Below are 21,753 nucleotides of genomic sequence, written 5' to 3'. Positions count from 1 at the left end.
GGGAGGGCGGGGGAGGAACGGGGCGAGGAACGGTGGAACGGTAGAGCGAGGGGAGGGGCGCGCCGAACGGCGCGTGGAGGTGTGAAGGCGCGCGGCGGGAAGGAACGAGAACCGCGGGAACGGCCCGGCCTGCGGCGACGGGCCTCAAGGGCAGGGGGTCAGCTCAACAGGACGACGACCACACGCGACCGAAGTCGATGTGGTCACGGGTGACCAGCCGCTGCCATGGATACATGCGACCAAGTGGAACAGGCATCCGTTTCCGCGTCAACCGCGAAGTGACGCATCGCTCACCGCGCGGACGCCATCCGAACTCCCCTTGACAACCTGCCGTGTTCACCGCATAGCCTCGAAGGCCGGTCGTGCTGAGGGGCGCGACCCGTTCCGCCTGTGTGAAGGCGCTCGACTCCCGTGCTCGATCTGAAGCGTCCACGGAGCCTTCGCATGCCTTCCGACATCCTTGACGCCCCCGCCGTGTCCGCGGCGCCGCCCGGTGAACCGGACCGCGCCGCCCCGCGCATCGTGCCGCGCCGCCGCACCGGCCAGTGGGCGTCCGCCGCCGTCCTCCTCGTCCTGCTGGCGCTGGCCCTCGTCTCCGTCGTCCGCAACCCCGCCTTCCAGTGGGACGTGGTCGCCGACTACTTCCTGACCTCCGCCGTGCTGCGCGGCCTGGGTCTGACGCTCTGGCTGACCGCCGTGGTGATGGCGCTCGGCTTCGCGCTGGGCACCCTGCTCGCGGTGCTGCGGCTGTCCGCCAACCCCGTGCTGCGCGGCATCGGGTGGGGCTACGTCTGGCTGTTCCGGTCGATGCCGATCCTGGTGCAGCTGCTGTTCTGGTTCAACATCGGGGCGCTGTACCCGGTCGTCCTCGGCGTCAAGACCGTCGATCTGCTCTCGCCGGTGGCCGTCGCGGTCATCGGGCTCACCCTGCACGAGGCCGCGTACGCCGCGGAGGTGGTCCGCGGCGGTGTGCTCTCCGTCGACAAGGGCCAGTTGGAGGCCGCGCAGGCGCTGGGGCTGGGGGCCGGGCGGCGGCTGCGTCGGATCGTGCTGCCGCAGGCGATGCGGTCGATCGTGCCACCGGCCGGGAACATGCTGATCGGCACCCTCAAGGGCACCTCCATCGTCAGCGTCATCGCCGTCCAGGATCTGCTCTACTCCGTCCAGTTGGTCTACCACCGCACCTATCAGGTCATCCCGCTGCTGCTGGTGGCGACCCTCTGGTACGTCCTGGTCACCTCGGTCCTCAGTGTCGGTCAGCGCCACGTCGAGCGGCACTACGCCCGCGGGACGGCCGGTGCCCGGTGAGCGCGTCGAACCCCCGCCGGCCGTCCGTGGTGATCGTGGGCGCCGGCCCGCGGGGCACCGGGGTGCTGGAGCGGATCGCCGCCAACGCCCCCGAGCTGTGGGGCGATGCGCCCCTGGACCTGCACCTGGTTGATCCGCACCCGCCCGGCGGCGGCCGGATCTGGCGCCATGAGCAGTCCCCGCTGCTGTGGATGAACTCCACGGCCGAGGACGTCACCATGTTCACCGACGAGACCGTCGAGCAGGCCGGTCCGGTGCGGCCCGGCCCCTCGCTCGCCGCGTGGGCCCGCGCGGTGCGGGACGGGGAGCGCCCCGCCCCGCCCGGCCTCGCCGACGCCGTGGCGGCGCTGGGCCCGCGGGACTTCGCCGGCCGGCGGCTGCTCAGCGGCTATCTGCGCTGGGTCCACGAGGACGCGGTGGCCGCGCTGCCGCCCCGGGTCGCCGTGCACGAGCACCGGGCCACCGCGCTGCGGGTCTCCGGGCCGCGCGAGGGGCGCCAGCGGGTGTGGCTGGCGGGCCGCCGCGCCCCGCTCCTCGCCGACCTGGTGGTGCTGACACTGGGCCATCTGGAGTCCCAACCGGCCGCACAGGACCGGGAGTTCGCCGGGTTCGCGGCCCGGCACGGGCTGACGTACCTGCCGCCGGCGTTCACCGCCGACAGCGACCTGGGTGCGCTGCGGCCCGGTGAACCGGTGCTGGTGCGCGGCTTCGGGCTGGCCTTCGTCGACCTGATGGTGCTGCTGACCGAGGGGCGCGGCGGGAGGTACACCACCGGCCGCGACGGCGCCTTGACCTACCACCCCTCCGGCCGCGAACCGGTGCTGCACGTCGGGTCCCGGCGCGGCGTCCCCTACCACTCCAAGATCGGCTACCCGCCGTCCGGCGAACGGCCCCCGCTGCCACGGTTCTTCGGGCCCGCCGAGGTCGAGGCGCTGCTCGCCCGCCCCGGGGGGATCGACTTCGACCGGGACGTCCGGCCGCTGATCGACAAGGAGTTGGGCTTCGCGCACTACCACCGGCTGTTCACCGCGCACCCCGCGCGCACCCGGATGGCGTGGCCGGACTTCGAGGAGGAGTATGCCGCCGGCGAACCGGGCGGGGCCGCCCTCCAGGCGCTGGTCCGCGCCGCCGTCCCCGACCCGGCCGACCGACTCGACCTGGAGGTGCTGGACCACCCGTTGGACGGCATCCGCTACGCCGACGGCGCGGCCCTCCAGGCGGGGTTGCGCGGCCACATCGAGGCCGACCTGGCGCGCCGGCACGACCCCGCGTACAGCCCCGACCTGGCGGTCTTCCTCGCGCTGCTGTCGGTCTACGGCCAGCTGACCCGGCTCGGCGACCACGGGCCCTGGTGGCACGGCTTCTTCAGCTTCCTCGCCTCCGGGCCGCCCGGGCCCCGGCTGCGGCAGCTGCTGGCGCTGTCCCGGGCCGGGGTGGTGCGCTTCCTGGGCGCCGGCCTCACCGTCACCGCCGACGAGGCCCGCGGGGTGTTCCGCGCCGAGTCCGTCAGCGTGCCGGGGGAGCGGACCGAGGCCCGGGCGCTGGTGGAGGCGCGGCTGCCGGAACCGTCCGTGGCCCGCACCCGGGACCGGCTGCTGCACGCCCTGCAGGCCGACGGCGCCCGTGCCACGGCCGGCGGTCTGCTGGCCGTCGACCCGGCCGACGGCCGGATCCTGGACCGGGCCGGCCGTCCGCACCCGCGCCGGTTCGCGCTCGGCCCGCACACCGACGCCCGCGCCGGTGGCGCCTTCGCCCGCCCCCGCACCAACGCGCCCGCCTTCCGGCAGAACGACGCGACCGCGCGGGCCCTGCTCACCTTCCTCCGCGACCGCACCGCCCCACCGGTCCCGGTCCCCGCACTCACCCCGAGGACTGACCATGCCGTTGACCAGTGATCCCGCCGTCACCGGCGATCCCCCCGCCGGACCGGCCGCGACCGCCCGCCCCGCCCCGCGGCGCGCCGGGCCACCGGGGGCCGACGACCCGGCGGACCTGAAGGTCGTCCCCGTGCGCCATCCCTGGCGCTGGGCGGGGGTGGCGGTGACCGCGGTGCTGCTCGCCCAGTTCGCGCACGGTCTGATCACCAACCCCGCCTGGGAATGGGGGGTGTTCGCCCGGTTCTTCGCCAACGGAACGATCCTCAAGTCGGTCGGGACCACCCTCCAACTCACCGTCTACGGCACCGCCCTCGGCTTCGCGCTGGGCCTGGTGCTGGCCCTGATGCGGCTGTCCGCCAGCCCGTTCCTGCGCTGGGTGGCCTTCGGCTACATCTGGGCCTTCCGGTCCATCCCGCTCATCGTCCAGCTGCTGTTCTGGTTCAACCTCGCCTATCTCTACAAGCGGTTGGACTTCGGGATCCCGTTCGGCCCCGGCCTCTTCCACTTCGACACCATGGGGCTGGTCGGCGCGATGGGCGCGGCGGTGCTCGGGCTGGCGCTGCACCAGGCCGCCTACGCCGCCGAGATCGTCCGGGCCGGTGTGCAGGCCGTGGACGCCGGCCAGTTGGAGGCCGCCGCCGCGCTCGGCCTGCCGCGGGCCCGCCGACTGCGCCGGATCGTGCTGCCGCAGGCGATGCGCTCGATCCTGCCGAACGCCACCAACGAGGTGATCTCCCTCTTCAAGGGCACCTCGATCGTCTCGGTGATGGCGATCGGCGAACTCTTCTACCAGGTCCAGGTCGTCTACGGACGCAACGGCCGGGTGGTGCCCCTGCTGATGGTCGCCACCGCCTGGTACATCCTCCTCACCACCGTGCTCTCCGTCCTCCAGCACTACGTCGAACGCCACTACGCCAAGGGGGCCGCGCGATGAGCGCAATGGTCGAGATCCGTTCCGTCCACAAGAGCTTCGGTTCCGTCGAGGTGCTGCGCGGCATCGACCTGGAGGTCGCGGCCGGCCGGGTGACGGTGGTGCTCGGCCCGTCCGGGTCGGGCAAGTCCACGCTGCTGCGCACCATCAACCACCTGGAGAAGGTCGACCGCGGCTGGATCAGCGTGGACGGGGCGCTGGTCGGCTACCGGAAGTCCGGCGACAGGCTGTACGAGCTGCGGGAACGGGAGATCCTCAAGCAGCGCACCGGGATCGGGTTCGTCTTCCAGAACTTCAACCTCTTCCCCCATCTGACGGTGCTGGAGAACCTCGTCGAGGCGCCGCTGGCGGTGCAGCGCCGCCCGCGCAAGGAGGCCGAGGCCACCGCCCGCCGGCTGCTCACGCGGGTGGGCCTGGCGGAGAAGGCGGACGCCTATCCCCGGCAGCTCTCCGGCGGACAGCAGCAGCGGGTCGCCATCGCCCGGGCGCTCGCCCTGGAACCCAAGCTGCTGCTCTTCGACGAGCCGACCTCGGCGCTCGACCCCGAGCTGGTCGGGGAAGTCCTGGACGTCATCAAGGACTTGGCGCACCAGGGCACCACCATGATCGTCGTCACCCATGAGATCGGCTTCGCCCGCGAGGTCGCCGACACCGTCGTCTTCATGGACGGCGGGCGGATCGTCGAGCAGGGCCCGCCCGCGCAGGTGCTCGACCACCCGCGCCACGAGCGCACCCGCTCCTTCCTCTCCAAGGTCCTGTGACCGTGTCCGCCGCGCCCGCCGCACCGCCCGTACCGTTCCGAAGGAGATCCCCCGTGATCCGCCGCACGCTCGCCGCCGCCCTCGCCCTCGCCGCCGGCTCCGTCCTGCTCACCGGCTGCGGCAGCGGTGACGCGGCGAGCGCGGAGGTCGGCGTCGGGAACGCCGGCACGAAGATCAACATCGGGCCCGACCAGCACCGCGTCCGCGGCACCGAGGACCCCAGGAGCGCCGCGCTGGTGCCCGCCGCCGTCCGGCGCACCGGCGAACTGCGGATCGGAGTGGGCGCGGAGAGCAGCCCCCCGCTGAGCTTCTACGCCACCGACGACAAGACCCTGATCGGAGTCGAGGAGGACCTGGCCACCCTCGTCGCCGACACCCTGGGGCTGAAACCGCACTTCGAGCCGCTGTCCTGGGAGAACCTCTTCGTCGGCCTGGACAGCGGCAAGCTCGACGCGGTCTTCGGCAATGTCACGGTGACCGAGGAGCGCAAGGACAAGTACGACTTCGCCACCTACCGGCTCGACCAGCTGGCCATGGAGACGAAGAAGGGCAGCGGCTGGAAGGTCCGCGGCGCCGCGGACGTGGCGGGCCGGACCATCGCGGTCGGCTCCGGCACCAACCAGGAGAAGATCCTGCTCGACTGGAGCAAGGAGGACGAGCGGGCCGGCCGCAAGCCGGTGGACGTCAAGTACTTCCAGAAGCCCTCGGACGTCTACCTCGCACTCCAATCGGGCCGGATCGACGGCTACTTCGGCCCCAACCCGACCGTCGCCTACCACATCGCCACCGCCGGCGGGACCGAGAGCGCCGGCACCTTCTCCGGCGGCGGCGCCCACCTCAAGGGCGAGATCGCCGCCACCACCCGCAAGGGCAGCGGCCTGGTCGGGGCGTACGCCGCCGCCCTGCGCAAGGTCATCGACGACGGCCGCTACGCCAAGGTGCTGGCCCGCTGGGGGCTGTCCGGCGAGGCCGTGACGACCTCGCGGATCAACCCGCCCGGCCTGCCCAGGACCGCCGACTAGGGCCCGTCCGCAACGTCCCGTCTGCCGTTCGTCGCTCCCCCGGCCAACGCTGGGAGGTGCCCCCAGGCACGCACTTCGGCGGCACCCCCGTACCGCACAGGAAGGCCCCACCCCATGCCCGAACCGCACCACCCGCCGCGGCTGGCCGTCGCGCTGGACGCCCCGGGCGTCCCGCCCCGCCACGACGCCGCCCACTACACCGCCCTCGCCCGGCTCGCCGAACACGGCACCCTGGACTTCGTCACCCTCGGCGACCGGTTCGGCGGCCCCGGCCCGGACGCCCTCGCGGTGCTCGCCCGGATCGCCCCGGACACCGAACGGATCGGCCTGGTCCCCACGGTGACCACCACCCACACCGAGCCGTTCCACGTCTCCACCGCCGTGGCGACCCTGGACTGGGTCAGCCGCGGCCGGGCCGGCTGGACGGTGGAGGTGTCCACCACCGAGGCCGAGGCCGCGCTCGTCGGGCGCCCCCAAGTTCTCGGCTTCGCTCGAACAGGGAAGGACCCCCATCCGGCCGCCTCGCCCGCCGAGGTCTGGTCGGAGGCCGGCGAGGTCGCCGACGTCGTCGGGCGGCTGTGGGACAGCTGGGAGGACGACGCGGAGATCCGCGACCGGGCCACCGGCCGCTTCGTGGACCGCGCCAAGCTCCACCACGTCGACTTCACCGGCCGCGCCTTCTCGGTCCGCGGGCCGTCCATCGTCCCCCGGCCGCCGCAGGGCCGCCCGGTGACCGTCGTCGATGTGACCGGGGAGACCGACGGGCCGGACGGGGGTCCCTCCCCGGGCACCGGGGACCTCCCGCACGTGGGGGTCCCGCCGCGCGGGGGGAGCCGGGAGCGGGGGAGAAGTCGGGAACTCGGGGAAGGGGCCCGCCGGGAGGTGGCCGCCGCCCGGGCCGATGTCGCGCTGGTCAGGGCCGAGGATCCGCAGACCGCCGGCGCCGCCCGCGCCGACCTGCTCGCCCGCGCCCGGGCGCACGGCCGCGCCCCCGGCGGGCCGCTGGTGCTGGCCTCGCTGCCCGTCGAGCTGGAGTCGTCCGGCGACGCCGCCGGGCTCGCCGCCCTGCTCGGCGACTGGTTCGCCCAGGGCGTCGCGGACGGCTTCCACCTGCGCCTCGCCGACCCCGTACGGGACCTGGCCCGGTTCGTCGAGGGCACCGTCCCGCTCCTTCGGGAGCGCGGCCTGCTCCGTCGCTCCTACGAGGGCACGACCCTGCGCGAGCACCTCGGTCTGCCGCGCCCCGCCAGTATCTACGCCCTCGCCCGGGAGGCCGCCCGATGAGCCCCGACCCCCGTCCCCGCAAGCAGATCCACCTCGCCGCGCACTTCCCCGGCGTCAACAACACCACCGTCTGGGCCGACCCGCCCACCGGCCGTCCGACCACCACCCCGGCGGGCGGGACTTCGCCCGGCTCCTCCCTCGGGAGCCAGATCGACTTCGCCTCCTTCGTGCATCTGGCGCGGACCGCGGAGCGCGGACTGTTCGACTTCTTCTTCCTGGCCGAGGGGCTGCGGCTGCGCGAGCACAAGGGCCGGATCCACGACCTCGACGTGCTCGGCCGGCCCGAGTCGCTCACCGTGCTGAACGCCCTGGCGGCGGTCACCGAGCGGCTGGGCCTGGCCGGCACGGTCAGCGCCACCTTCAACGAGCCCTACGAACTCGCCCGCCGGTTCGCCTCCCTGGACCACCTCAGCGGCGGCCGGGCCGCCTGGAACATCGTCACCACCTCCGACGCCTTCACCGGGGAGAACTTCCGGCGCGGCGGCTATCTCGACCACGCCGACCGCTACACCCGCGCCGCCGAATTCCTCGCCACCGCACGCGCGTTGTGGGACTCCGGGCCGGCCGGCGGGCCGCCGCGCCGGGTGGACCACAGCGGCCGGCACTTCGTCGTCCGCGGTGAGTTCGGCGTCGCGCGCAGCCCGCAGGGCCACCCCGTCGTCATCCAGGCCGGGGACTCCGCCGAGGGCCGGGAGTTCGCCGCCTCCGCCGCCGACGTGATCTTCACCCGGCACAGCGGGCCGGAGGCCGGCCGGGCCTTCTACGCGGACGTCAAGCGCCGGCTCCCGGCGTACGGGCGGCGGCCCGAGGACCTCAAGATCATGCCGGGTGTCACCTTCGTCCTCGGCGACACCCTCGCCGAGGCCCAGGAGCGGGCCGTCGAGATCCGCCGGCAGCAGGTCTCCCCGCAGACCGCGCTGCTCACCCTGGAGCAGGTCTGGGGCGTGGACCTGTCCTCCTACGACCCGGACGGGCCGCTGCCGGACATCGACCCGGATCCGCACGGCGAGCTGGCCCAGGGCCGGGTCCGGATCGCCGACCCGCAGGCCGTCGCCGACCGGTGGCGGGCGCTCTCCCGCGCCAAGGGGCTGTCCATCCGGGAGACCGTCATCGAGACCACCGGGCGGCAGTCCTTCGTCGGCACCCCGGACAGCGTCGCCCGCGAGATGGACCACTTCGTGCAGAGCGACGCCGCCGACGGCTTCATCCTGGTGCCGCACCTCACGCCCGACGGGCTCGACCCGTTCGTGGAGCGGGTCGTTCCGCTGCTCCAGGAGCGCGGCGTCCACCGCACGGAATACACCGGGACCACCCTGCGCTCCCACTTGGGGCTGCCGGATCCGGCGCGCCCCGCACGGAAGGACTGAGATGACCAGCACAACGCAGCCGGACGCCGTCCAGAAGTGGCAGGAGTGGCGCGAGGGGCGCCTGGCAGCGGTCACCGAGCCGCACGGTCCGCTCGCGCTCGCCGGCACGCACTGGCTCGCCGACCACCCCGACGGCCGGATCGCGGGGCTGCCGGGCCGCTGGACGGTCGCCGCCGACGGCGCCGCGGTGCTCCTGGAGGCCGGGCCCGAGGACGGGCTCACCGTGGACGGCGCGCCGGCGGCCGGTGCGCATCGCCTCGACCAGGACGCCGGGCCGGCGGCGGCCCGGGTCGGCCACGGGGCGCGCCGCCTGGTGGTGCTGCGCCGCGAGGGGTTGTGGGCGGTCCGCGACTTCGACCCGGACGCCCCGGCCCGGCGCGCCTTCGCCGGCATCGACGCCTACCCCTACGAGGAGCGCTGGGTGCGGCCGGGCCTGTTCCGCCCGTACGGCGAGCGGCGGACCGTCCAGGTGGCCAACGCCGACGGGCAGGAGCGGGGCTTCGTCCTCGGCGGGGAACTGGCCTTCACCCTCGACGGCGACGAGCACACCCTCCAGGTCGCGGTGGAGCCGGACGGCTCGCTGTGGGCGGTGCTGGCCGACGCCACCAGCGGCACCGACAGCTATCGCTTCCGCTTCCTGCGCCCGCCCGCGCCGGCCGCCGACGGCACCGTTCCGGTGGACCTCAACCGCACCCAGCTGCCGCCCTGCGCCTTCGCCGACCACTTCATCTGCCCCTTCCCGCCGCCCGGCAACACCCTGCCGTTCGCCCTGCGGGCGGGGGAGCGGAACGCGCTCGTCGACTGAGCCGGGGACCGTCCCGCCCGCGGAGCGCGTCGCCCCGGCAGCCGTCAACTCGGCTGCCGGGGCGGCGTGTTGGGGGCGCTCGGCGGGGTGGTGCGGGGGGCGCGCAATCGGGGCGGCCCTCTTGCGCCGCGGGGTCGGCGCACCGGACACTCCCGGTCAGGAGCGTTTGTCAGGGGCACGCAAAGAATGCGGGGGTGTCCCCTCCCGCGTGCGTCGGAGTGCCCTTCGGCTGCGCCTCACGGGCCGCCCCTCGGCGGTCCCCGATCCCCCTCGGAGGAATCAGTGAGGAACGAGCGCACCATCCCCCACAGCGGCGTGGCGAGACGCACCCGGCTGATCGCCGTGGCGTCCGGACTGGCGGCCCTCGGTGCCGTCGCCGTCCCGACCGCCGCCGGCGCCCAGACCCCCGCCCCCGCCACGACGTTCAGCGCCGCCCAGCTCACCGCCGCCGGCAACGCGGTCCGCGGCGCGGACGTCGCGGGCACCGCCTGGCGGGTGGACCCGGCGACCCGCACCCTGGTCGTCACCGCCGACAGCACCGTCTCCACGGCCCAGATCGCCAAGATCCGGCAGGCCGCGGGGAGCACCGCGGGCGCGGTCCGGATCGAGCGCACCACGGGCCGGATCCGTAAGCTGATCTCCGGCGGCGACGCCATCTACGCACCGAGCTGGCGCTGCTCGCTCGGCTTCAACGTCCGCAGCGGCAGCACTTATTACTTCCTGACGGCCGGTCACTGCACCGACGGCAAACCCCCCTGGTACACCAACTCCTCCGGCAGCACCAGCATCGGGCCGACCACCGGCTCCAGCTTCCCCGGCAACGACTACGGCATCGTCAAGTACACCAACTCCTCGGTGGCGCACGCCGGTACGGTCGGCAGCCAGGACATCACCAGCGCCGGGAACCCCACGGTCGGCCAGACGGTCACCCGCCGCGGCTCCACCACCGGCGTCCACAGCGGCAAGGTCACCGGCCTGAACGCCACGGTGAACTACGGCAGCGGCGAGATCGTCTCCGGCCTCATCCAGACCACGGTCTGCGCCGAGCCCGGCGACAGCGGCGGCCCCCTCTACGCGGGCACCAAGGCGCTCGGCCTGACCTCCGGCGGCAGCGGCGACTGCACCAGCGGCGGCACCACCTTCTTCCAGCCCGTCACCGAGGCGCTCAGCGCGTACGGCGTGAGCGTCTACTGACCGGCTGAGGATCGAACGGCCGCACTGGCGTAAGGGCCCCCGCCGGCCGGCGGGGGCCCTTACGCCAGTGCCGCGAGCCTCGACCGGTCCCCGGGCCGGGCCTACCATGGGAGACAAAGGCGACTCGGGCGACGTAACGGCACACTTCAGGGGGCCGTGATGGTCGGAGAACTGGTGGCGGCCGGGGTGGCGCTGGCCTCCGCGGGGACGGTCTATCTGATGGCCGCGGCGCGGGTGGTCAAGCAGTACGAGCGCGGTGTGGTGCTCCGGCTGGGGCGGCTGACCTCCCCGGTGCGCGGCCCCGGCTTCACCATGATCATCCCGGCCGTCGACCGGATGCGTAAGGTCAACATGCAGATCGTCACGATGCCGGTGCCCGCGCAGGAGGGCATCACCCGGGACAACGTCACCGTCCGGGTCGACGCGGTGGTCTACTTCAAGGTCGTGGACGCCGCCGACGCGGTCGTCCGGGTCGAGGACTACCGCTTCGCGGTCTCCCAGATGGCGCAGACCTCGCTGCGGTCGATCATCGGCAAGAGCGAGCTGGACGATCTGCTGTCCAACCGCGAGAAGCTCAACCAGGGCCTGGAGCTGATGATGGACAGCCCGGCCATCGGCTGGGGCGTGAGCGTCGACCGGGTCGAGATCAAGGACGTCTCGCTGCCGGAGACGATGAAGCGCTCGATGGCCCGGCAGGCGGAGGCCACCCGGGACCGCCGGGCCCGGGTGATCAACGCCGATGCCGAGCTCCAGGCGTCGCGGAAGCTGGCCGAGGCCGCCGCGGCCATGTCCGACCAGCCCGCCGCGCTGCAACTGCGGCTGCTCCAGACCGTGGTGGCGGTCGCCGCGGAGAAGAACTCCACCCTCGTCCTGCCCTTCCCCGTGGAGCTGCTGCGGTTCCTGGAGCGCTCCGGACTCCAGGCCCGGGCGCAGACCGAGCAGGTGGAGGCGGAGACCGAACGGGTCCGCGCGCAGCGGCAGGCGACCCGCGACGCCGCCCCGGCCCCGGTGGAGAACGGCCAGGTGAGCGACGCCCTGCCGGTGCTGGAGGACCTCCCGGAGGCGGAGCACCTCCCGTAGGGCCCCGTGAGCTCCGCCGTCCATCTCCCGTTCGCAGCGTTCGCAGCCCTGTAACACCGTCATAGACGACCGCCGCGCCTCGCCGCGCGGCGGTTCCGTGCCGCCCGATGCTGCCGGCCCCGTGTCATCGGCCCGCCGGCGTCGGTCCCGTTCGCGGTGGTGGGGTCGCTTTCCGGACAGGTGTGGCCCTCACACTTCGCGCGCCGCCGGGCGGTCCGCGTGCCCTCTGATGTCCGCACTCAGGACTCGGCCGCGCGGATATCGGCGTGAACGACGTGTGCCGAAAACGTGAACTCCCGCGCCTGAGACCGGAACCCGGCCTTGTGTACGAGTGGGACGGATGGGAATACTCGGCTTCGTTGGCATGGACGCGACGCCCTGCGGCGGCTGCCACGGGGCCGACCCGTCTGTGCTCGGTACCTCACACCTCGCTCTCGGGCCCGCGCGACCCCCCACGGTCGGGGCCCATCCCCCCACGGGAGGCACTGAGTTGAAGCACCGACGCATACCCCACCGCCGCACGATGCTGGCCAGCGCGGGCGCGCTCGCGCTCGCCGCCACCGCGACCGTCACCCTCGCCAACGCCCACGCCGCCCCCGCCCCCTCGGCGGCCACGCTCTCCCCGGCCGCCGCGACCACCCTGGCGTCGCAGCTCAAGACCGGTACGGCCGGCGCGTTCTACGACGCCAAGGCCCAGAAGCTGGTCGTCAACGTGGTGGACGAGGCGTCCGCCGCGGCCGTCCGGGCCAAGGGCGCGGAGGCCAGAATCGTCAAGCACTCGATGGCCCAACTCGACGCGGCCCGGCAGACGCTGAAGACCAGGGCGACCATTCCCGGCACCGCCTGGGCCATGGACCCCAAGGCCAACAAGGTCGTGGTGACCGCCGACCGCACGGTCACCGGCGCCAAGCTGGACCGGCTCGCCAAGGTCGCCAAGGGCCTCGGCGACACCGTCGAGATCCGCCACTCCCAGGGCGAGTTCAAGCCCCTCATCGCCGGCGGCGACGCGATCTGGGGCAGCAGCGCCCGCTGCTCGCTCGGCTTCAACGTGACCAAGGGCGGCCAGCCGTACATCCTGACCGCCGGCCACTGCGGCAACGCCGTCCAGGAGTGGTCCGACCAGCAGGGCGGCCAGACGATCGCGACCACCGAGGACTCCAAGTTCCCCGGTAACGACTACTCGATCGCCAAGTACACCGGCAACACCGACCACCCCAGCGAGGTCGACCTCTACAACGGCAGCACCCAGAAGATCACCAAGGCGGCGGAGGCCACCGTCGGCGAGAAGGTGCAGCGCAGCGGCAGCACCACCCAGGTGCACGACGGCACCGTCAAGGGGCTGAACGCCACCGTCAACTACCAGGAGGGCACGGTCGACGGCCTGATAGACACCGACGTCTGCGCCGAGCCCGGTGACAGCGGCGGCGCCCTCTTCGACGGCGAGAGCGCCCTCGGCCTCACCTCCGGCGGCAGCGGCGACTGCACCAACGGCGGCGAGACCTTCTTCCAGCCGGTGCCGGCCGCCCTCCAGGCGACGGGCACGCAGATCGGCTGACCCGCACGGCCGATCGGCTCCGGCCCACGGCGCGAACCGGCCCCCGGACGCTCTCCTCGTCCGGGGGCCGGTGCCGTTCCGCCGCATCGGCGCATCGTTGTGCCGACGCATCGACTCGACGGATCAGAACTCGAAGACCGAGCCCTTTCCGTCCGTCATCTCACAGGAGTTGGCGAAGACGTGGGTGTACGCGATCCGGCGGCCCTGCCAGACACCGTCCGCGGTGACCACGACGGGGGCCCAGATCTTGTTGCAGATCCGCTCGCTCGCGGCCTCGGTCACCTTGTTGAAGTCGCCGGAGGCCGTGCGCAGTTGGGCGCAGGCGGCCTTCGCGTACGGGTGGCTTCCGGATGCCGTCGGCATACAGCTCAGCGTCGCCGCACGCAGCGACGTGGTGGTCGCGCGGCTGTCGCCCTGGCCAATCGTCAGGACCATTTCGGTGGGTGCGTAGAGGCCACCGGTCCGGGCGGGCTGGGCCGGCGCGGCGACGGCCTGCGCGGTGGTGGACAGCGCGCCCAGAACCAGCGCTGCGCCGAGCGCGATCGCCCCAGTGATGTGCCGCATGACGAACTCCCTTGTTCGTGGGTGAAGATGCCGGACGGGAGTCTGGCCCAACCGCACCTCAAACGCACGCGGCCCGATCACTTTCGGTCGATAGGTGAAAGCTGAGGGTAATGGCGCGAAAGTGTCCGGGCGCGGGGGAGCGGGGTGCCCGCGGGAGCGGTGCGGCCAGCGCGGTTGAGGGCCCTCCGGTGCGGCCGGAGTCGTCTCCGGGAGGGGGAATTCGGCCGCCGACCGGTCGTTCGGGCGGTATACGATCTCCGGCGATTGGCCGGGGGTGGAGCTAGTTGCCGCCCGGACTGTCCTGGTTGCCCGGGCCCTGCGGGCCCTGCGGTTCGTCCAGTTCGGGCAGTCCCGCGGTGAGCGCCCGCATCCCGCGGACGACCAGTTCGGCGGGGCCGTGCGGGCCGTCCGCCGGATCGTCGCCCGCGGCCCACTCCTCGACCGCGACCCGCAGTGCGGTGTTCGCGGCGGCCGCGGCCAGCCGCACCGCCAGCGGATCGGCGCCGGTGAGCCGGGCCAGGACCGGCCGCAACTCCTCCTCGGAGTCGTGGTGCACGCGGTGCCAGACCGCGCGCAGCGCCGGTTCGCCGGGCATCGCCCGCAGCAGCCCGCGGGTCCAGCGCAGCGCCTCCTCGGCCGGTTCGTCGGCGGGGGTCAGTGCCCGCCGGGCGGCCCGCTCCAGTGCCACCCGGGGCGACGGCGCGCCCGGCCCGGAGGTGGCGGCGGCCAGGTCGCCGATCCACTGCCGGACGCCGACCGCGAGCAGCGGGGCCACGGCGTCCTCCTTGGTGCGGAAGTACCGGTAGAAGGTGCGCAGCGCGACGCCCGAGGCGCGGGCGATCTCGTCGGCGGTGACCCCGGGGCCGCGGTCCGCGAACAGGGCCGCCGCGGTGCGGGCGATCTCCAGTTGGGTCTCGGCCTTGCGGCGCTCGGTGAGGGAGGGGCGCGCGGGGGTGGGCGCGGCCGTGGGGCGCGGTGCGGTGGGCATGGGGCCAGCTTACGGAGCGCGATGGCGCATCGGCATGCAGTGCGAATATGGCACATTGTGCCAAGTGGGCGTACGGTGCGGACTGAGCCCCCAGAGGCACTTCACGAACGGAGCAGCACCATGAACCGCTTTGACGGACGCCGCGCACTGATCACCGGCGCCGGCTCGGGCATCGGGCAGGCCACCGTCCACCGGATCCTCGCCGAGGGCGGCCGGGTCGTCGCGGTGGACGTCGACGAGGCGGGCCTGGCGGCCACCGCGGAGCGGGCCGCCGCGGACGGCGTCGCCGACCGCCTGGAGACCGCGCGGCTGGACATCGCGGACGAGGCCGGGGTGCGGTCCGGCGTGGCCGCCGCGGTGGCGCACCTGGGCGGGCTGGACGTGCTGGTCAACGCGGCCGGCATCCTGCGCTCCGCGCACACCCACGCGACCACGCTGGAGTTCTTCAACAAGGTCGTCTCGGTCAATCTGACCGGCACCTTCCTAATGATCCGCGAGGCGCTGCCGGCCCTGCTGGAGGGGCAGGCGCCGGTGATCGTCAACTTCAGTTCCACCTCGGCCTCGTTCGCCCACCCGTACATGGCGGCGTACGCGGCCAGCAAGGGCGGCGTCCAGTCGATGACCCACGCCATCGCCAGCGAGTACAGCAAGCAGGGGCTGCGGGCGGTGTGCGTGGCGCCGGGCTCGATCGCCAGCAACATGACCACCGGCCGCGGTCCGGGGCTGCCCGAGGACGCCGACATGAGCCTGTTCATGAAGCTCGCCCCGGCCATCGGGCAGGGCTTCGCCGGCCCGGAGACCGTCGCCGGCGTGATCGCGATGCTCGCGTCGGAGGACGGCGCGTTCATCACCGGCACCGAGATCCGCATCGACGGCGGCACGCACATGTGACGGATCCGCGATGGCCGGGAACTGACGGCCCGTAGGGGATCACCCGCGGGTCGCGCCGGCCGGGCGGGAGAATGGGCAACGGCGCCTCGTGCGTGCCGCGTCGGGAGGGGCGTGGCAGGCGCGGGGCGCTTCTCGTTCGTGCCGGGCGCCCGGGCTCAGGCCGGCGGACGCTCCCCGGCGCCGGCCGTCCCGTCGTCGGCCCGCTCGCCGTCGGCCCGCTCGTCGGCCGTCCGGTGCAGCGTCGCCAGGGCGACGGTGACCAGCGCACCGCCCACCGCCCAGGCGGAGAGCACCAGCAGCGGTCCGGTCAGCGCCTGGCCCCGGAAGTACGCGATCGAGCGCGCCGCCCAGGTGCCGGCGCCCGGCGGCAGCGCGGGCCCGATCGCCCGCCAGAACGGCGGCAGCAGCGGATACGGATAGGCGCCGCCCGCGCTCGGGTTGCCGAACACCACGATCACCAGGATCGCCAGGCCGATGCCGATGATGCCCAGCAGCCCTTGGAAGGCCAGGGTGGTGGCGCCCACCGCGAAGACGGTCAGCGCGCCCAGCCCCCACAGTCCGAAGAGGCTGCCGGGCAGCGCGCCGAGGACCGGGCCGACCACGAGCGCCCCGGCCAGCCCGGCGGCGATCGCGTAGAGCGCCAGCGCGGCCAGCCGGATGACCGCCCGCTGCCGGTTGGCCGGGCGCGCCCCGGCGCTGATCGCCAGGATCGCGGCGCACAGGTAGCCGCCCACGCACCACCCCACGACCAGGTAGAAGGACGACAGGCTGCGGCCGTCGCCGGCGTCGGCCGGGACCACGTCCTCGGTGTGCACGGTCCGCCGCTGCTGCTTCTCGGCCGCCGTCACCACCGCCTCGACCGCCTGCGAGAGCGAGGCGCCGCCGCCGCTGGCGACCAGCAGCCGGTCGGTGGTGCCGTGCGGGTCGACGAGCAGTGCGGCGTCGAGGGTGCGGTCCTCGATCCGGCGCCGGGCGGCCTGTTCGGAGGCGACCGGGCGCGGGTCCAGCGGCGCGCCCGGGAGCAGGTCGAGGGTGCGCACCAACTCCGCGCGGACCTGGGCGGGGGCGACCACGCCGAGCGGCACCCGGTCCGGCTTCGGGCGGTGGAAGGCGCCGGCGTACGACGTGATGAACGCGACCATCAGGCCCAGCACCCCGATCACCAGGAGCGCCGCCCGGGTCGTCACCGCGCTCTTCACCTCCTCGACGAGGGTGGGGCGGGTGCCGTCGTCGGTCGTGGCCATGCGCCGCTCCGTTCTGGGATTCGCAGCTGTTCAGGGGCTTTATATCCCTTTCGGTCGATATCTCCCGGTCGCCGTGATCTCCGGGCGTGTGTTCGTACGGATGTTCGAAAGAAGCGTTATGGTGGAGGAAGTGAAACGAGGGACGCGAATACAGCCGGGGGCGTATGAGGTGCAGGAGGTGCGGATGCCCGGGTTCACGCATCTGCACACCGCTTCGGGCTTCTCGCTGCGCTACGGCGCCTCCCACCCCGAGCGGCTGGCCGAGCGCGCCGCCGAGCGCGGGATGGACGCCCTCGCGCTGACCGACCGGGACGGGCTCTCCGGCGCCGTACGGTTCGCCAAGGCCGCCGCCGAGGCCGGCGTCCGCCCCCTGTTCGGCGCCGAACTGGCCGTCGCAGAGCGGGAACCGGCGCCCCGGCCCGCCACCCGCCCCCGCACCCCGGTGCGCGGCGGCGCCTTCCTCGACGAGTCCGCCGCCCGCGCCGTCTTCCTGGCCCGGGACGGCGCCGCCGGCTGGGCCGCCCTGTGCCGACTGGTCTCGGCCGCCCACGCGACCCGCCCCGCCCGGCCCGTCGCCCCCTGGAGCGCCCTGGACTCCGCCACCGACGGGCTGACCGTCCTGCTCGGACCGGACTCCGAGGTCGGCCGGGCGCTGGCCGCCGGCCGCCCGGACCGCGCCGCGGAGCTCCTCGCCCCCTGGCGCGAGCGGTACGGCGACGCGCTCCGCCTGGAGGTCGTCGACCACCACCACCGCCCCGGCGGCGGCCCCGGCTCCCCGCGGCTGGCCGCCCGCACCCTCGGCTTCGCCGTCGACCAGGGTGTCCGCGCCGTCCTGACCAACGCGGTCCGCTACGCCGACCCCGGCCAGGGCCCGGTCGCCGACGTGCTGGACTCCGCCCGCCGCCTGGTGCCGGTGGACCGGCACCGCCCCGAGACCTGGGACAGCGGCGAGCGCTGGCTCAAGGGCGCCGCCGCGATGGGCCGCACCGCCGAGCGGATCGCCGAGGCGGCCGGCCACCGGCGCGACCTCGCCCACCGGCTGCTCGCCATGACCGAACAGACCGCAGGGGAGTGCCTGGTGGACCCCCGGGACGACATCGGGCTGGGCCGCATCCACTTCCCCGAGCCCCGGCTGGTCGGTGCCGAACACCGCACCGCCGCCCGGGTGCTGCGCTCCCGCTGCGCCGCCGCGATGGTGCTGCGCGGCTACGACCGCGACCGCACCCGCTGGGCCCGGCTGCACGACGAACTGCGCACCGTCGAACGGCTCGGCTACCCCTCGTACTTCCTGACGGTGGCTCAGGTCGTGGACGACATCCGGCAGCGGGGGATCCGGGTGGCCGCCCGGGGCTCCGGCGCCGGGTCCCTGGTCAACCACCTGCTGGGCATCGCCCACGCCGACCCGGTCGAACACGGGCTGCTGATGGAGCGGTTCCTGTCCGAGCGGCGGGCCGCGCTGCCGGACATCGACATCGACGTCGAGTCGGCCCGCCGGCTGGAGGTCTACCACGCGATCTTCGACCGCTTCGGCGCCGAGCGGGTGGCGACCGTCTCGATGCCCGAGACCTACCGCGTCCGGCACGCCGTGCGGGACGTGGGCGCCGCGCTCGGCCTGGACCCGGCGCGGGTGGACCACCTCGCCAAGGCGTTCCCGCACATCCGGGCCCGGGACGCCCGCGCCGCGCTGGCCGAACTCCCCGAACTGCGCGGGGTGCGGGAGGGCGCCGACGAACGGCTGTGGCAGCTGGTGGAGGCGCTGGACGCGCTGCCCCGCGGGATGGCCATGCACCCGTGCGGGGTGCTGCTCTCCGACGCCACGCTGCTGGACCGCACCCCCGTCGTGCCCACCAGCGGCGAGGGGTTCGCGATGTCCCAGTTCGACAAGGAGGACGTGGAGGACCTCGGGCTGCTCAAGCTCGACGTGCTGGGCGTGCGGATGCAGTCCGCGATGGCGCACGCGGTCGCCGAGATCGGCCGGGCCACCGGGGTCCGCCTCGACCTGGACGACCCGGCGCAGGTGCCGCCCGGCGACCCGGCCACCTACGGCCTGATCCGCTCGACCGAGACGCTGGGCTGCTTCCAGATCGAGTCGCCCGGGCAGCGCGACCTGGTCGGCCGGCTCCAGCCCACCACCTTCCACGACCTGGTCGTCGACATCTCGCTCTTCCGGCCGGGCCCGGTCGCCGCCGACATGGTGCGCCCCTTCATCGACGCCCGGCACGGCCGCGCGGCCGTCCGCTACCCGCACCCCGACCTGGAGGAACCGCTGCGCGAGACCTACGGGGTGGTGGTGTTCCACGAGCAGATCATCGAGTTCCTGCGGATCATGACCGGATGCCGGCGGGACGAGGCGGACGAGCAGCGGCGCGCACTGTCGGACCCGGAGAAGCAGGGCCGGGTGCGCACCTGGTTCGCCGGGCGGGCCGAGCGGCGCGGATACGCACCCGACGTCATCGCGCACACCTGGGAGATCGTCGAGGCGTTCGGCGCGTACGGCTTCTGCAAGGCGCACGCGGTGGCGTTCGCGGTGCCCACCTACCAGTCCGCCTGGCTCAAGGCGCATCATCCCGCGGCCTTCTACGCCGGGCTGCTCACCCACGACCCCGGGATGTACCCCAAGCGGCTGCTGCTCGCCGACGCCCGGCGGCGCGGGGTGCCGGTGCTGCCGCTGGACGTGAACCGGTCGGCGGTCACCCACCGGATCGAACTGGTGTCCGGTATGGAGGGTGCTCCGGACACCTGGGGGCTGCGGCTGGCCCTCTCCGACGTGTACGGAATGAGCCAGGTCGAGGCCCGGCGGATCGCGGACGGTCAGCCCTACCGCTCGCTCCAGGACCTCTGGCAGCGGGCCCGGCCGAGCCGCCCGGTGGCCGAACGCCTCGCCCGGGTCGGCGCGTTGGACGCCTTCGGCGCCAACCGCCGGGACCTGCTGCTGCACCTCGCCGAACTGCACCGGCACGGACACGGCGCCCCCGGCGGGCAGTTGACGCTCCACCTGGACGACCGGATGGAGGTCGAGCCGGTCGAGCCGGCCGGCCTGCCCGACCTCGACGACGTGGAACGGCTCAGCGCCGAACTGGGCGTCCTCGGCATGGACACCTCCCGCCATCTGATGGCCGATCACCGGGAGTTCCTCGCCGAACTCGGCGCGGTGCCGGCCCGGCGGCTGCGCGACGCCCGGCACGGCGAGACGGTGCTGGTCGCCGGGGCCAAGGCGGCCACCCAAACACCGCCGATCCGCTCCGGCCGCCGGGTCATCTTCACCACCCTCGACGACAGCACCGGCCTGGTCGACTGCGCCTTCTTCGACGCTCCCCCAGGCCCGGGGGGCCTGGGAGGTACCCCCAGCCCCCTTGCGGCGTGCGCCCGTACCGTCTTCCACTCCTGGCTGCTGCTGGTGCGCGGCACGGTCCAGCGGCGCGGCCCGCGCAGTCTCAGCGTGGTCGGCAGCGCCGCCTGGAACCTCGCCGAACTGGCCGAACTCCGCCGCACCGGCGGCCTGGAGGCGGTCACCGCCCGGCTCGCCGCCGCGCCGGAGCCGTCCGACGCGGGCGCCGTTCCCCACGTTCTCGAATCCGCTCGAACAGGGGAGGCCCCCCTCACCGGAGCGGCCGACGCCGCACCCCTTGCCGGCCCCGGCCGCACCATCCGCCTGGAGACCGGCTACGAGATGCACCCGTGGGCGGACCTCCAGCCGCCCGGTGAACGCGCCGCCACCGGCCGCAGGCTGTGGCACGCCAGCCCCGGGAGCGCCGGATGACCCCGCCCGGCGCCCGGCGGTCGCCCGGCACGCTGTACGTCCGTTTCCGGACCGCCGCCGACGGGCCCGTAGACGCGCGCCAGTACGAGCAACTGCTCGGCCTGATGGGCCAGTTCACCCCCGTCGTGCAGGCGCTGCCGCCGGACGCCGCGCTCGCCGACGTCCGCGGCGCGCTGCGCTACTTCGACCGGGACGCGGTGGGCATCGCCGCGCTGATCCGGCTGCGCGCGCTGGCCTGGCACGGCGTGCGGTGCACCATCGGCGTCGGCGACAACCCGCAGCTCGCCCGGATCGCGGCCCAGGACGCCCCGCCCGGCGGGATCCGGTCGGTGCCCGCCGACCCCCGGGCCGTCGCCGCCTTCCTCGACCGCCGCCCGGCCTCCGCGCTGTACGGCGTCGGGCCGGCGGCCGCCCGCGCGCTGTCCGCCTACGGGCTCGACAGCATCGGCCGGATCGCCGCCGCCCCGCCCGCCACCCTCCAGCGGATCCTGGGTGCCAGGGCCGGCCGGGCGGTCTCCGAACGGGCCCGCGGAATCGACCCCAGCCCCGTCACCCCCAACGCGGCGGCCCGCTCGATCGCCGCCGAACACCGCTTCGCCCACGACGAGTTGGACCCGGACCGGCGCCGCCGGGCGCTGCTCTCGCTCGCCGACGAACTCGGCGCCCGGCTGCGGGCGAGCGGAGCGGCGGCCCGCGCGCTCACCCTCACCGTCCGCTACGCCGACCGCTCCACCACGACCCGCACCCGGCGGCTGGACGCGCCGACCGCACACGGCCCCGCGCTGACCGCGGCCGCCTACGCGCTGCACGCCGCACTCGGCCTCCAGCGGGCCCGGGTGCGCACGCTGGCCCTGCGGGCCGAGGACCTGTGCCGCGCCGAACGCGCCGCCCGCCAGCTGACCTTCGACCCCGTCGACGACAAGGCGCACCGCATCGAAGCGGCCGTCGATCGCGCCCGGGCCCGCTTCGGCGCCACGGCAGTACGTCCCGCCGGGACGTTCGGACCGGCCCCGGGGCGGACCCCGCCGCGCCGCCCGGCCCGCTCGTAGGCGCCGCCGCCGTCGGCCGGCATTTCCCCGACACACAACCGGAGTTGCGCACCCGGTCATGCGGTGCGGATCC

At 74.4% G+C, this 21,753-nt stretch carries 17 protein-coding genes; 14 read left to right on the top strand and 3 right to left on the bottom strand.

The features are described from left to right. Window positions 1–444: 444 nt before the first annotated feature. From JNO44_RS12220 to JNO44_RS12170, 11 genes are all read left to right on the top strand, one after another. Entirely contained in the window at window positions 445–1,308 is an 864-nt protein-coding gene (locus tag JNO44_RS12220; protein ID WP_205363869.1) for an amino acid ABC transporter permease, read from the top strand. Next, entirely contained in the window at window positions 1,305–3,203 is a 1,899-nt protein-coding gene (locus tag JNO44_RS12215; RefSeq protein WP_205363867.1) for an FAD/NAD(P)-binding protein, read from the top strand. The genes JNO44_RS12220 and JNO44_RS12215 overlap by 4 nt, the downstream gene beginning before the upstream one ends. Continuing rightward, complete coding sequence (locus JNO44_RS12210) at window positions 3,187–4,119, top strand: amino acid ABC transporter permease (protein ID WP_205363865.1); 933 nt, start codon at window positions 3,187–3,189, stop codon at window positions 4,117–4,119. Before JNO44_RS12215 ends, JNO44_RS12210 begins: the two co-directional genes overlap by 17 nt. Further along, window positions 4,116–4,877, top strand: coding sequence for an amino acid ABC transporter ATP-binding protein (locus JNO44_RS12205; protein ID WP_275695747.1), 762 nt, complete (start codon window positions 4,116–4,118; stop codon window positions 4,875–4,877). The genes JNO44_RS12210 and JNO44_RS12205 overlap by 4 nt, the downstream gene beginning before the upstream one ends. A 53-nt stretch (window positions 4,878–4,930) precedes the next feature. Further along, the gene (locus JNO44_RS12200) at window positions 4,931–5,899 is read left to right on the top strand and encodes an ABC transporter substrate-binding protein (RefSeq protein ID WP_205363863.1); all 969 of its coding nucleotides are present in this window, start codon (window positions 4,931–4,933) and stop codon (window positions 5,897–5,899) included. 114 nt (window positions 5,900–6,013) lie between these two features. Then, window positions 6,014–7,183, top strand: coding sequence for an LLM class flavin-dependent oxidoreductase (locus tag JNO44_RS12195; protein WP_205363861.1), 1,170 nt, complete (start codon window positions 6,014–6,016; stop codon window positions 7,181–7,183). Further along, the gene (locus JNO44_RS12190) at window positions 7,180–8,550 is read left to right on the top strand and encodes an LLM class flavin-dependent oxidoreductase (RefSeq protein WP_205363860.1); all 1,371 of its coding nucleotides are present in this window, start codon (window positions 7,180–7,182) and stop codon (window positions 8,548–8,550) included. The genes JNO44_RS12195 and JNO44_RS12190 overlap by 4 nt, the downstream gene beginning before the upstream one ends. 1 nt (window position 8,551) lies before the next feature. After that, window positions 8,552–9,355 carry a DUF1684 domain-containing protein gene (locus tag JNO44_RS12185; RefSeq protein ID WP_205363859.1) on the top strand — a complete coding sequence of 268 codons (804 nt, stop codon included), beginning with the start codon at window positions 8,552–8,554 and terminating at the stop codon, window positions 9,353–9,355. Between the two features lie 282 nt (window positions 9,356–9,637). Then, a complete protein-coding gene (locus JNO44_RS12180; RefSeq protein ID WP_205363858.1) occupies window positions 9,638–10,549 on the top strand; it encodes a S1 family peptidase in 912 nt (303 codons plus the stop codon). A 159-nt stretch (window positions 10,550–10,708) separates the two neighbouring features. Then, a complete protein-coding gene (locus tag JNO44_RS12175) occupies window positions 10,709–11,629 on the top strand; it encodes a slipin family protein (protein WP_205363857.1) in 921 nt (306 codons plus the stop codon). Window positions 11,630–12,119: 490 nt separating this feature from the next. Continuing rightward, complete coding sequence (locus JNO44_RS12170; protein WP_443032908.1) at window positions 12,120–13,184, top strand: S1 family peptidase; 1,065 nt, start codon at window positions 12,120–12,122, stop codon at window positions 13,182–13,184. 123 nt (window positions 13,185–13,307) lie between these two features. On the opposite strand, the gene JNO44_RS12165 is transcribed toward JNO44_RS12170, so the two are convergent. Together JNO44_RS12165 and JNO44_RS12160 are read right to left on the bottom strand one after the other, a co-directional pair. Further along, window positions 13,308–13,748, bottom strand: a complete 441-nt coding sequence (locus tag JNO44_RS12165; RefSeq protein WP_205363856.1) for a subtilase-type protease inhibitor — start codon at window positions 13,746–13,748, stop codon at window positions 13,308–13,310. 280 nt (window positions 13,749–14,028) lie between these two features. Continuing rightward, complete coding sequence (locus tag JNO44_RS12160) at window positions 14,029–14,736, bottom strand: TetR/AcrR family transcriptional regulator (protein ID WP_205363850.1); 708 nt, start codon at window positions 14,734–14,736, stop codon at window positions 14,029–14,031. A 120-nt stretch (window positions 14,737–14,856) separates the two neighbouring features. Here JNO44_RS12160 and JNO44_RS12155 point away from each other — a divergent pair, with 120 nt between their 5' ends. After that, complete coding sequence (locus tag JNO44_RS12155; RefSeq protein ID WP_102923784.1) at window positions 14,857–15,627, top strand: SDR family NAD(P)-dependent oxidoreductase; 771 nt, start codon at window positions 14,857–14,859, stop codon at window positions 15,625–15,627. A 155-nt stretch (window positions 15,628–15,782) separates the two neighbouring features. On the opposite strand, the gene JNO44_RS12150 is transcribed toward JNO44_RS12155, so the two are convergent. Beyond that, entirely contained in the window at window positions 15,783–16,871 is a 1,089-nt protein-coding gene (locus tag JNO44_RS12150; protein WP_205363839.1) for a DUF3533 domain-containing protein, read from the bottom strand. Window positions 16,872–17,055: 184 nt separating this feature from the next. On the opposite strand from JNO44_RS12150, the gene JNO44_RS12145 reads away from it, so the two are divergent. Both JNO44_RS12145 and JNO44_RS12140 read left to right on the top strand, forming a co-directional pair. Further along, a complete protein-coding gene (locus JNO44_RS12145) occupies window positions 17,056–20,631 on the top strand; it encodes a DNA polymerase III subunit alpha (protein ID WP_205363837.1) in 3,576 nt (1,191 codons plus the stop codon). Beyond that, entirely contained in the window at window positions 20,628–21,680 is a 1,053-nt protein-coding gene (locus JNO44_RS12140) for a DNA polymerase Y family protein (RefSeq protein WP_205363828.1), read from the top strand. Before JNO44_RS12145 ends, JNO44_RS12140 begins: the two co-directional genes overlap by 4 nt. Window positions 21,681–21,753: the final 73 nt, after the last annotated feature.

Source organism: Streptomyces noursei, assembly GCF_016917755.1.
Taxonomy (GTDB): Bacteria; Actinomycetota; Actinomycetes; order Streptomycetales; family Streptomycetaceae; genus Streptomyces; species Streptomyces yunnanensis.
This window is presented reverse-complemented; position numbering and strand designations above follow the sequence as displayed.

Coding starts and splice junctions, on each gene's coding strand:
- JNO44_RS12210 (WP_205363865.1), top strand. CDS start 3,187: ATGCCGTTGACCAGTGATCCCGCCGTCACCGGCGATCCCCCCGCCGGA.
- JNO44_RS12145 (WP_205363837.1), top strand. CDS start 17,056: ATGCCCGGGTTCACGCATCTGCACACCGCTTCGGGCTTCTCGCTGCGC.
- JNO44_RS12195 (WP_205363861.1), top strand. CDS start 6,014: ATGCCCGAACCGCACCACCCGCCGCGGCTGGCCGTCGCGCTGGACGCC.
- JNO44_RS12220 (WP_205363869.1), top strand. CDS start 445: ATGCCTTCCGACATCCTTGACGCCCCCGCCGTGTCCGCGGCGCCGCCC.
- JNO44_RS12185 (WP_205363859.1), top strand. CDS start 8,552: ATGACCAGCACAACGCAGCCGGACGCCGTCCAGAAGTGGCAGGAGTGG.
- JNO44_RS12175 (WP_205363857.1), top strand. CDS start 10,709: ATGGTCGGAGAACTGGTGGCGGCCGGGGTGGCGCTGGCCTCCGCGGGG.
- JNO44_RS12140 (WP_205363828.1), top strand. CDS start 20,628: ATGACCCCGCCCGGCGCCCGGCGGTCGCCCGGCACGCTGTACGTCCGT.
- JNO44_RS12165 (WP_205363856.1), bottom strand. CDS start 13,748: ATGCGGCACATCACTGGGGCGATCGCGCTCGGCGCAGCGCTGGTTCTG.
- JNO44_RS12160 (WP_205363850.1), bottom strand. CDS start 14,736: ATGCCCACCGCACCGCGCCCCACGGCCGCGCCCACCCCCGCGCGCCCC.
- JNO44_RS12190 (WP_205363860.1), top strand. CDS start 7,180: ATGAGCCCCGACCCCCGTCCCCGCAAGCAGATCCACCTCGCCGCGCAC.
- JNO44_RS12150 (WP_205363839.1), bottom strand. CDS start 16,871: ATGGCCACGACCGACGACGGCACCCGCCCCACCCTCGTCGAGGAGGTG.
- JNO44_RS12205 (WP_275695747.1), top strand. CDS start 4,116: ATGAGCGCAATGGTCGAGATCCGTTCCGTCCACAAGAGCTTCGGTTCC.
- JNO44_RS12155 (WP_102923784.1), top strand. CDS start 14,857: ATGAACCGCTTTGACGGACGCCGCGCACTGATCACCGGCGCCGGCTCG.